This window comes from Pontibacterium sp. (genome assembly GCF_964228735.1).
GTDB lineage: Bacteria > Pseudomonadota > Gammaproteobacteria > Pseudomonadales > Balneatricaceae > Pontibacterium.
In genome coordinates, this window is the sequence record NZ_CAXRBQ010000018.1 from 1 (window position 1) to 7,961 (window position 7,961).

The following is a 7,961-nucleotide window of genomic DNA, read 5'->3' on the forward strand; positions in this document are numbered from 1 at the left end:
TTGTCGCCTTCCCCGTAATCCCCTGCTGCTCCATTTCTTGCAAAGCCTGCTCAATCGCCAAATCAATCTCGGCAAGGGGCATCGCATAGGCTTCCGGGATCGGGTTGGTGATCACCATCCCACCACGGAGATCCATCGCCCATTTGGTCCTCATTGCAGCAGCTATCTGGGCGGGCGAATCCAATCGATAGCTCACCCCGAATTCACTATCACGGCAGTAAAAAGCAGGTAGCGTATCAGTTTGATAGCCGATCACCGGCACGCCATGCGTTTCCAAATATTCCAGGGTCAGGCCCAGATCCAGAATCGATTTGGCGCCGGCGCAGACGACCGCTACATCGGTTTGTGCAAGTTCCTGCAGATCTGCAGAGATGTCGAACGTGTGATCCGCACCACGATGCACACCACCAATCCCACCGGTGGCAAAGACCTTGATCCCTGCCATCGCCGCAACGATCATCGTGGCCGCTACGGTGGTCGCACCATCTTGCTTAACGGTGACTACGAACGGGATATCCCGTCGACTCACCTTAGTAACCCGGCGCCCTTCTTTGCCCAGATACTCAATCTGCTCAAGGTTTAACCCCACCCGCAAGCGGCCCTCAATGATGGCGATGGTTGCAGGCACAGCCCCATGCTCTCGCACGGCATCCTCTACCCTCACGGCGGTTTCAACATTGCGGGGATATGGCATGCCGTGCGCAATAATGGTGGACTCCAGCGCGACAACCGGCTGGTTGCTGTCGATTGCTTGGGCCACCTCAGGTGATATATCCAGGTAGGGATTAGACATACTCGCTACGACTCCTTCCTGTCACTTATCTCACGATGACGACACAAAGCTCACTTCCATTTCACGTTACAACCGATGCTGGGCTTCTGCTCGTCAGAAATCGGCTCACCGGCCAACAGGTTGTCGATCGCTGTACGCAGATCCTTCCCGGTAACGGGCTTATCGTTGCCAGGTCTTGAGTCATCAAACTGACCGCGATAAACACAGGCGAGTCCGGCATCAAACAGATATAAGTCGGGCGTACAGGCGGCCTGATAGGCTTTTGCAACAGCCTGTGATTCGTCATACAGGTAGGGAAAGTTGTATCCCAGATCACGTGCTTTTCGGGCCATTTTCTCGGGACTGTCTTCTGGAAAAGCGGTTACGTCATTGGCACTGATCGCGATGATAGAGATCCCGCTTCCCTGGTAATCCTGCCCCAGCTGCACCAGCGCAGTATCGATATGTTTTATAAACGGGCAGTGGTTGCAGATGAACATCACCACGGTGCCCTTCTCGCCCCTGAGCTGCTGCAGGCTTTTCTGTTCTTGACTGATGGTATCCGGCAGATTGAAGTCTGGGGCGATAGTGCCCAGTGGCATCATGTTGGAGGGAGTGAGGGCCATGTTGATCTCCTGATTCCGGTGGAAAGATCGTACAGTGTGCAAAGACAGCTTAGTCCCAGCACTCGGCAACAACCACTCTCAACAAATCCAAAGATCCAGATATAGAAAGGCCCCATTACAATGAACGGGGCCTTCTGATTGGAGCAAACTCAGGTCGTAACCTGGCGTCAGCACGTTACTCCAGGAGTGTGCTCGATCAGTAAATTAGACATGCAATCACCTCCTTTTTTCAGGGAGTGAATCTTAACGTCAGCGCCCCCCTGGCAGGCGGGTGACGATACGCTTCATATGTCACTCTGCGCCCGGAATGCTGGTATGTCAAATGAGAACTTTCTCACTGCTCATCTTCCGCAAACAACACGCCCCAAGCCGCCTCAGAGCCAACCAACAACGCCAAACCATGCACCGAAGGTTGTGCACAACACATCGCACCCAGCGCCTTTGCGATATCCACCGACGCCGGCGAGAAATACAACTTCACCTCACAGTGCAGACGCCCGTCCGATTCATGGCGCGCAAACGCGGCGACCTTATCGGAACACCCTTCTGCTTCACGTGCAGACCGGAAACAGGCCTCAATTCTATCCTGCTCGTCACAGGCCAGCATCGCATCTCCAAGGTTCTTCACATACCAGTTTTCCATTTCCACTCCCGTAGCAAAGACCTTAAGGCCAACTATATTGACCTTAAGGGGAACGCCATCGAGCTACCTTAACATGCCTCAAGAACCAACATCTCCGTTGGCCGGACGCACTGTAGTTGCGCATCAGAGGCTTGGGATCAGCTCGACACTTTCGGCGATTTGTGTGGATCAACCAACACCAAAGGCACCGAACAATGATGAAGCCAAGGGATGTTAAAACGATCGAACAGGCGAAACGTATCGTGGATGAGCGCGGGCTGAGCCACGTAAAGGTAGGCATCTTTGATACCGACGGCGTGATGCGCGGCAAGTATATGAGCAAGGAGAAGTTCTTTTCGGCGCTCGATCACGGTTTTGGCTTCTGCGACGTTGTCCTGGGCTGGGACTCCAAAGATCAGCTCTACGATAACGTCAGCTATACCGGCTGGCACACCGGATACCCGGACGCCCCCGTACGCATCGTTCCCGACACCTGCCGCGACCTCCCCTTCGAAGAGGATATGCTGCTCTTCATTGGAGAGTTCTGTGAACACGCGGCGGAGTTATGTCCGCGTAATCTGCTCCACCGAGTAGTGCAACAGACCCAAGAGATGGGTTTTGATCCGTTCGCCGCTTTGGAATACGAGTTTTTTGTCTTCAAAGAAACACCCCATAGCGCCCGCGAAAAAGGCTTTAAAAACCTGGAGCCACTGTCACCGGATTGGTTTGGTTACTCGGTACTGCGCAACTCCGTCCATTCTGACCTGTATCAACAGATTCTGGATATGTCTGAACAGATGGATTTCCCCATCGAAGGCATCCATACCGAAACCGGTCCCGGTGTAATAGAGGCCGCCATCGCCGTAGACCTGGCAGCAAACGCTGCGGACAAGGCAGCCCTTTTTAAGACCTTTATGAAGGTCCTAGCACAACGCAACGGTCTGATGGCCACCTTTATGGCCAAGTGGTCCAATGACTATCCCGGTCAGAGTGGGCATATCCATATCTCCCTCAAACACCGGGATGGATCGGGTTCCGCATTTTATGATCCCAAACAGCCCCACGGAATGAGCGAGATCCAGCGCCACTTCCTGGCGGGGCAACAACGTCTGATGCCTGAGTTCTTAAGCCTGATCGCGCCTACCGTAAACAGTTACTCCCGCTTGGTCCCGGGATTCTGGGCACCCACCGATGCTACCTGGGGCGTCGAGAACCGGACCACCGCACTGCGCATCATCCCCGGCAGCGAGAAAGCCCAGCGCATCGAGTACCGTCTCGGATCGGCCGACGGCAATCCCTACCTGGCCATGGCGGCAGCGCTGGCTTCGGGTTTATACGGCATACAGAACAAATGTGAACCGGAGCCGATGGTGGAAGGCAATGCCTACGAACAGAAACACCCCGACCACCTGCACCTACCCAGCACCCTGTGGGAAGCCGCCCAGCGGCTGAAAAACTCCAAAGCGGCCCGCGAGCTCTTTGGAGATCCCTTTGTAGAACACTTCGCTGCATCACGGGAGTGGGAAGAGCGGGAGTTTCGCAAGCATGTCACAGATTGGGAGATGGCCCGCTACTTTGAAATTATCTGACCCGGCTTTAGCAACACTGACGTCTCTCGGAGATCTGCTATGACAAACCACAGCGCCGACCTGAACGCTGATTGGCATTACCCGACCAGTATTCGAAACGGTGCCGGGCGTATCAAGGAGCTTCCAGACGCCTGCAAGAGCCTGAGTATCCAGGCGCCGTTATTGGTCACCGATCCCGGATTAGCTGCGCTACCTATGATCAAGCAGGCTCTAAAACACTGCCGGGATTCCGGCTTACACTGCAACCTGTTCTGCAATATTCAGGGCGATCCCACCGGGCAGAACGTTGAAGACGGCATCACTGCCTATAAAGCGGGCAACCATGATGGTGTTATCGCTATCGGTGGCGGCTCATCACTGGATACCGGCAAGGCCATTGCGCTGATGGCTGGCCAAACGCGGCCTCTGTGGGACTTCGAGGATATCGGGGATAACTGGACCCGTGCTGACCCTGCCGCAATCGTCCCCACCATAGCGATCCCCACCACCGCCGGCACCGGTTCGGAAGTGGGTCGTGCATCGGTCATTACTGACGAAGCCAACTTGGTGAAGCGCATTATCTTTCACCCCAACATGTTGCCGTCGATTGTCATTCTTGATGCTGAACTCACCGTCGACCTGCCACCACAAATCACTGCCGCCACCGGGATGGATGCCCTTTCCCACTGCCTGGAAGCCTATTGCGCCCCTAGCTACCACCCCATGGCCGATGGCATCGCACTGGAAGGGATGCGACTGGTGAAAGAAAACCTACCCCTCGCCTATGTAAATGGACAAGATCTGGAAGCCCGCAGCCAGATGCTGGTCGCCTCCAGCATGGGCGCCACTGCATTCCAAAAGGGATTAGGCGGCATGCATGCCATCGCACATACCTTGGGTGCGCTGTACGGCGCACATCATGGCTTATTAAATGCCATCCTGATGCCCTACGTCCTGAAAGCCAACCAGGCGGCAATTGAACCGCGTATCGAACGCTTGAGCCGTTACCTGGATCTGCCAACCCGTGGCTTCGACGGGTTTATGGATTGGGTACTGGAGATGCGAAATACACTGGGCATTCCACACAGCTTAGCGGACATAGCCATAGACGATCGCCAGGCTGTTCGGGTAGGTAAGATGGCGGCGGCAGATCCGTCTGCCGGTGGTAATCCGATCGTATTTTCAGCTGAACGGTATTCTGAGGTTTTTCGAGATGCGGTGAAGGGTGAAATTAATCAATAAGCTCAGAAAGCCCCTTTCCACTGTTCGGTATCTATAAACCAGCGCTCTTCATAGACCTTGTCACCCCGGAACTTAAACAGAGCGGAGAGCTGGGAACCCGTTACTTTTGCCGACTTCCATTCAACTATCGACACAACTTCGCCATCCCCTTCAATATGTCGTAATCCAGTGATCTCAAAACCGGGTGGCAGGATATCTCCTATACCGTCTAGAGCGGAACGAAACGCCTGCCGCCCCTCAAGAATGTCCGTCTGCCCAGGCATGATGAAGGTCATGTCCTCTACATAGTCCGCCACCAAGGCATCAAAATCGCCGGCTCCAACTGCCTCCCAGCCTCGCTGTACGATATCCGCTAAGCTCATTGGTTGAAGTGTGATGGTAATTACCTGACACCTGCCCTCAGATAACGAGAGTGGTCATAGCGTTTCCCGTGAACTATAGAACGAGTATCTCACGCTCGACTATATCCACGAGGTAACGACTATGACCACCAATGAAAAGGTAGCACGCCGCAAGCTCAGCCTACTAGAACTGGCCAAAGATCTGCAGAACGTCAGCAAGGCCTGCAAGATCATGGGTTACTCCCGCCAGCAGTTCTATGAGATCCGTCGGAACTATCAGACCTTTGGTTCTGACGGCCTCTTAGACCGCTTGCCTGGTCCTCGCGGACCACATCCCAACCGGGTCAGTGAAGAGATTGAAGCAGCCATTCTGGATCACAGCCTGGAATTTCCAACACACGGGCCATTACGCGTTTCCCAGGAGCTAGCGCTTAAAGGCGTACAGGTCAGCTCTGGCGGTGTGCGTGGCGTCTGGAGTCGTCATGACCTGCTCACCCGGCATGACCGCTTGCTGCGCTTAGAGAAGACTGTAAAGGACCGTAAGCTGGAGCTGTCTGACGAGCAGATTAAGTTGCTCGAACGCTTCAGTCCTGAGTTCCGTGAACGCCATATCGAAGTCCACCACACCGGCGAATTGGTCGCTGTTGATACGTTTTTTGTTGGTACATTGAAAGGCGTCGGCAAGGTTTACCTACAAACCGTGATTGACTGCTTTAGCCGCTATGCATGGGGACGCCTCTACACCAGCAAGCTACCGATCACGGCGGTGCACGTCCTAAACACCGACGTCTTGCCGTTCTTTGAACAGCATAAATGCCGTCTTGAAACCGTCCTCAGTGACAATGGCCGTGAGTTCTGTGGCCGCAAGGATACACACCCATATGAGCTGTTCCTCCAGTTAGAAGAGATCGAGCACAGAACCACACGCGTACGTCGTCCGCAGAGCAACGGCTTCGTCGAACGTTTACACCGTACGTTGTTGGATGAGCACTTCCGTATACAGGGCCGCACAAAATGGTATGAGGCGGTTGATGAAATGCAGAAAGATCTGGATACCTATCTCAGCCATTACAACCGTAAACGTCCCCATCAGGGCCGTGACATGAATGGCCAGACGCCATTCACCGTCTTTAAGCGAGGTATACTGAAAAAATCAGAGACTAAAAAAGCAGCCGATTCGGCTGCTTAAGAGAAGTTGGTGCGGGAAGCGCTGTCAGGTGAATACCATCTCTGTACACATTGGTCATACCCTCCTCTAAGTTAGGCTTAAACCTAACTATAGAAGGAGTTCACTGATCATGAGGGGAGTTGGGGAATTAACGCTTACGGCACGAGTAAGCGCAGCGAGTTCAAGCCACAAAGTGCCTGAATGTGCCCGTACTTGTTAACAGACCATCTACTAAAAGACTACTTCGCTTGGCACAAGCTGCCATAGCTCTATATGAAAGTTGAAGTTAGTTACTACTTCTTCTCCGTTTGGTTTGTAGTATGTAGTCACACCAAAGGCGGAGATTTCTCATAGTTCATAACCTAGTAAATCAATCTAACTTTTCTGTTAGCTTTATCTCATAAATCACTTCAAGTCCCTGATATTCGCCATAGTATGCTTCAATCTGCTTTTTTGTCCCCTGCGCAGCTGTGTGTTTCGTCGAACACCTTGTCAGGTCGTAGCTCAAAGCTTAAACACGATGCTCTTTTTACCTTCCCAAAGGGTAGAAACACCACTTTCTCTCAGCTTTTCGAGGTCAGAGGTAATAGTTGCGAAGTGATTACCTGCCAGAGTTCCAGCTTTTGACGCAAATTGAACGCAACCATAGGCTATCAATATTTCGGTTTCGCTTTTCCCTTTTGGGTACAACAATACGTGACCCGGTGCCGGATACGACGTGGCATCTTCGTACTCTACGGAAAAGTCTTTGTCACCAAGAGGAATCCACACCCCTTCGCCACTCCAGCGAACATGAACGATTTCACCTTCAAACGGCATCTCCCTTCGAAAGATCTCACAAGTTTTTGGTGACTTACTCTCTTCAAAAATGGCATCGAATTGATGTCCGTCTATCTCAATAATCATCTTAACCTCGAAGGTTTGTACTAAGGATACCTAACTCCGTATAGGCAGCAGGAACAGAGCGAAGCGACGTGTAAGCTGGCCCAATGAGCGCAACGAACCAAATCGACGGTTTGTTAAGCTCATTAAGCATGAGGAAGCTCCGAGCTGCAATTGTTTCACTCCACACTACATAGATAGTAGGCCATTTGCACACCAAAGTGATCAAGCGGATTGATCAACCTTGAACATCAAGGTTTCTAATCTTATACAAATAAATTGGAGAGTTATAAAAGTCATTAAGCCGAATAATTTTATCTGGCTGATACGAAGGCAGAGCGAAGTTATTACTGATGACAAATCCAATGTCGCTTTTTTCCGATTCCAGTTTGTTGTTTATGGAATCCATCCCACCTGGAAACAAATAACATACGATAACCGACGCACCTGACCAGTCAGATTTTAAAAAGTCCTGCCGGTATATCTCCAGATTCTTTAATCGGAGTAAATTTTTAACCAATACGGCCGTTAACCAGGGCATAATCGACAACTCATAGCCGACAATTTGACGGTGAGGGAATTTAAGAGCAAGAGGGATGACTAACCCATATTTTTCATGAAGGTATATACGAAAACGGCTGAAAGCCCTATGGTTATTGGTGTCTATACAATTCCCACAAGCCATCAGCCGTTTACAAAATGGTACCACATACTTTTCAATTTTCATCCCTTTCCCGCCG

9 protein-coding genes are annotated in these 7,961 nt (G+C 52.0%); 3 read left to right on the forward strand and 6 right to left on the reverse strand.

The window, feature by feature from the left end; genetic code table 11:
* The 3 genes from ACEQ15_RS01620 to ACEQ15_RS01630 all read right to left on the reverse strand — a co-directional run.
* Positions 1 to 793 (reverse strand): pseudouridine-5'-phosphate glycosidase (locus ACEQ15_RS01620; protein WP_370277255.1); only part of this gene is annotated, 793 nt, incomplete at its 3' end.
* Positions 794 to 843: 50 nt separating this feature from the next.
* The gene (locus ACEQ15_RS01625) at positions 844 to 1,398 is read right to left on the reverse strand and encodes a thioredoxin family protein (protein ID WP_370277257.1); all 555 of its coding nucleotides are present in this window, start codon (positions 1,396 to 1,398) and stop codon (positions 844 to 846) included.
* A 334-nt stretch (positions 1,399 to 1,732) separates the two neighbouring features.
* A complete protein-coding gene (locus ACEQ15_RS01630; protein WP_370277260.1) occupies positions 1,733 to 2,041 on the reverse strand; it encodes a hypothetical protein in 309 nt (102 codons plus the stop codon).
* A 194-nt stretch (positions 2,042 to 2,235) separates the two neighbouring features.
* Here ACEQ15_RS01630 and ACEQ15_RS01635 point away from each other — a divergent pair, with 194 nt between their 5' ends.
* Both ACEQ15_RS01635 and ACEQ15_RS01640 read left to right on the forward strand, forming a co-directional pair.
* Entirely contained in the window at positions 2,236 to 3,609 is a 1,374-nt protein-coding gene (locus ACEQ15_RS01635) for a glutamine synthetase family protein (RefSeq protein WP_370277262.1), read from the forward strand.
* Between the two features lie 39 nt (positions 3,610 to 3,648).
* Entirely contained in the window at positions 3,649 to 4,830 is a 1,182-nt protein-coding gene (locus tag ACEQ15_RS01640) for an iron-containing alcohol dehydrogenase (RefSeq protein WP_370277263.1), read from the forward strand.
* Between the two features lie 2 nt (positions 4,831 to 4,832).
* Here the strand turns inward: ACEQ15_RS01640 and ACEQ15_RS01645 are convergent, their stop codons facing one another.
* Complete coding sequence (locus ACEQ15_RS01645) at positions 4,833 to 5,192, reverse strand: nuclear transport factor 2 family protein (protein WP_370277264.1); 360 nt, start codon at positions 5,190 to 5,192, stop codon at positions 4,833 to 4,835.
* A 121-nt stretch (positions 5,193 to 5,313) separates the two neighbouring features.
* Here ACEQ15_RS01645 and ACEQ15_RS01650 point away from each other — a divergent pair, with 121 nt between their 5' ends.
* Complete coding sequence (locus ACEQ15_RS01650; RefSeq protein ID WP_370277265.1) at positions 5,314 to 6,360, forward strand: IS481 family transposase; 1,047 nt, start codon at positions 5,314 to 5,316, stop codon at positions 6,358 to 6,360.
* Between the two features lie 483 nt (positions 6,361 to 6,843).
* On the opposite strand, the gene ACEQ15_RS01655 is transcribed toward ACEQ15_RS01650, so the two are convergent.
* Positions 6,844 to 7,245 (reverse strand): DUF3830 family protein, encoded by a 402-nt coding sequence (locus tag ACEQ15_RS01655; protein WP_370277269.1) that lies wholly within the window; start codon positions 7,243 to 7,245, stop codon positions 6,844 to 6,846.
* A gap of 214 nt (positions 7,246 to 7,459) precedes the next feature.
* A partial coding sequence (locus ACEQ15_RS01660; protein ID WP_370277271.1) for a hypothetical protein occupies positions 7,460 to 7,961 on the reverse strand: 502 nt, incomplete at its 5' end.

Excerpts from the sequence above, each read along its gene's own strand:
- ACEQ15_RS01635 (WP_370277262.1), top strand. The coding sequence starts at position 2,236 with ATGATGAAGCCAAGGGATGTTAAAACGATCGAACAGGCGAAACGTATC.
- ACEQ15_RS01650 (WP_370277265.1), top strand. The coding sequence starts at position 5,314 with ATGACCACCAATGAAAAGGTAGCACGCCGCAAGCTCAGCCTACTAGAA.
- ACEQ15_RS01645 (WP_370277264.1), bottom strand. The coding sequence starts at position 5,192 with ATGAGCTTAGCGGATATCGTACAGCGAGGCTGGGAGGCAGTTGGAGCC.
- ACEQ15_RS01640 (WP_370277263.1), top strand. The coding sequence starts at position 3,649 with ATGACAAACCACAGCGCCGACCTGAACGCTGATTGGCATTACCCGACC.
- ACEQ15_RS01655 (WP_370277269.1), bottom strand. The coding sequence starts at position 7,245 with ATGATTATTGAGATAGACGGACATCAATTCGATGCCATTTTTGAAGAG.
- ACEQ15_RS01630 (WP_370277260.1), bottom strand. The coding sequence starts at position 2,041 with ATGGAAAACTGGTATGTGAAGAACCTTGGAGATGCGATGCTGGCCTGT.
- ACEQ15_RS01625 (WP_370277257.1), bottom strand. The coding sequence starts at position 1,398 with ATGGCCCTCACTCCCTCCAACATGATGCCACTGGGCACTATCGCCCCA.